Raw genomic sequence first — 2,311 nt, forward strand, 5'->3', positions numbered from 1 at the left:
TGCTCACGACGCCGGAGCGCTCGTACGACGAGGCTCGCCGACTCGCCGGCCGCTGGCACGGGGCCGGCCGGACCAGGTACGCCGTGACGCCGCGGTTCTCGTACTCCGCGAGCGACGAGCTGCTCGACTCGTGCGCCGCAGTGCTCAAGGACGTGCCCGACGCCTGGTTCACCTCGCACGTCAACGAGAACCTCGCCGAGGTCGCCGCAGTCGCCCAGCTGTTCGAGCAGGCCGACCACTACGTCGGCACCTACGATCGGCACGGCCTCGTCGGGCACCGCTCGGTGCTCGCCCACAACGTGCATGCGACCGATCAGGAGCTGGCGCTGCTGGGAGCCAGAGGGGCCGCGGTCGCCCACTGCCCGACCAGCAACTCGGCCCTCGGGAGTGGCCTGTTTCCCATGCGGCCGCATGTGGACCACCGGGTACGGGTCGCCCTGGGATCCGATGTGGGCGCGGGAACGGGCTTCAGCCTGTTCAAGGAAGGCCTGCAGGCCTACTTCATGCAGCAGCTGCTCGGCCCGCACGGACTCCCCCTGACCGCCACCCACCTGCTGCACCTCGCGACCCGGGCGGGTGCGCTCGCGCTCGGCCTCGGCGACACGGTCGGAGACCTGGGCGTCGGCCGGCAGTTCGATGCCGTCTGGGTGCGGCCGGGCGAGGACGCCACGCTGGCGGTCGGACTGCGGCAGGCCGCGTCGGCCGACGACGCGCTCGCCAAGATCTTCGCGCTGGCCGGTGCCGCCGACATCGCCGGCGTATGGATCGGCGGAGACATGGTCGAGGCCGGCTGAGCGCGGCCGGCGGGCGGCATGGTCGCCGAGCGGGCAAACGGCAGTCCCAACGACGCCGAGTCTTCTACCGGCTTGGTCGATGAAGGTGCGGTGCGGCCGTGGGCGCGGCTGGCGGGAGGTCGTGGGTGGAGCCGAGTTCGACTTCAGTGAGGTTTTTCGGACCGGCCGAGCCGGTGAGAGGGGACCTTGTTGCGTCGAGGCTGCGCGCGCAGGCGACGAAGTTGCAGTCGTGACGGCCGGGAAAGTGCAACTTCGTCGCCTGCGGTGGCCGGCGCCCGGATCTTGCGAGGTTGAGGTTGAGTCACGTCCTCATGCTGCGGGTCCGGATCGCGGGCGAGGTCGTCGACGACCTGCGGCAGCGAGGTGTGGCGACGCGCAGCCGCCGGCGCCGGTTGGGCTGCACACTGGGGCGTCTGGATACATCAGTTGGTCGATCAATCACCCTGGTGAGAACACCTCGCTGACGCACTCGAGGCAGCCGGTGGGTCGATGCACACCTCGATCGCCTCGTACAGGTACCGGTTGCCGCGATACTCACCCGGTGTCGCGGCCCGCTGCTGCCGCGGCCGGTGTGACCACACCAGTCGTATCGGTCACCGTGGTGATAGCGCTCACCCCCGGCGCGTACATGACCGCCGACATCCTGACTGACAACCCCACGGAGCACGCTGACACCGCCACTGCTGACCTTGTGGATAACCCGATCCGTGCGGGCGGGACTGTCGGTGGTGTCTGATCTGATGGGCTCATGGACGACCGACAGCAGCAGCTGCTGGACCGTCTCGACCCGGTGGTCGAGGCGGCCGAGTTGTTGCCCGCCGGAGAGCGGCTGGTGCTGTTGGATGCGATGATCGGGCGGCTGCACGCGGCGCAGGCCGGCGCCGCCGGGGAGCTGGCGACGGACGGATCGCTGGACGGGTCGGGGTGCAAGACGGCGGGGTCGTGGCTGCGACTGCACCTGCGCCGCGGGGTCGGGGCGCACCGGATCACCCGGCGGGCCGAGCTGCTGCCCCAGTTGCCCGGGTTCGCCGAAGCGTTCGCCGCCGGGCGGGTCACTGAGGAGCATGTGGACACCGTGATCCGGTGGGTCAAGCCGTGCGGGCTGGGCGCGGTCCAGGACCACGAGCCCACCCTGGTGCAGCTGGCCGAGACCGCGTCGCCCAGGGAGCTGGAGCAGGCGCTGAGCCTGGTGGCGGAGCTGGCGAACCCGGACCGCGACGCCGACCGGGTCGCCGCACTGGCCGACCGGTTCCTGCGGGTGCGCCGGGTCGGTGAGCTGGTGCAGGTGGACGCGATGGTCGAACCCGCGCTGGGGGAGGCGCTGCAGAGCGCGGTGCAGGCCGGCGCCACCCTGCCCAAGGGGGTGAAGCCCGGCGACGACGGGCGCACCCTGCTGCAGCGGCGCGCGGACGCGTTCGGGCTGATCGTGCTGCACGGCATCGCTACCCTCACCCACCCGGCCCCGGCCCCGGCCCCGGCCACCACGGCACCGGCCACCGGGGCGGCGGACAGTGGAA

General features: G+C 71.7%; 2 protein-coding genes. Both read left to right on the forward strand.

The genetic code is table 11. The annotated features are described in order from the left end of the window. Positions 1–794, forward strand: a 794-nt coding sequence (locus VF468_20025) for an amidohydrolase family protein (protein HEX5880577.1), incomplete at its 5' end; no start/stop codon positions are given. A gap of 748 nt (positions 795–1,542) precedes the next feature. After that, positions 1,543–2,311, forward strand: a 769-nt coding sequence (locus VF468_20030; protein HEX5880578.1) for a DUF222 domain-containing protein, incomplete at its 3' end; no start/stop codon positions are given.

Source organism: Actinomycetota bacterium (assembly GCA_036280995.1).
Taxonomy (GTDB): Bacteria; Actinomycetota; CALGFH01; order CALGFH01; family CALGFH01; genus CALGFH01.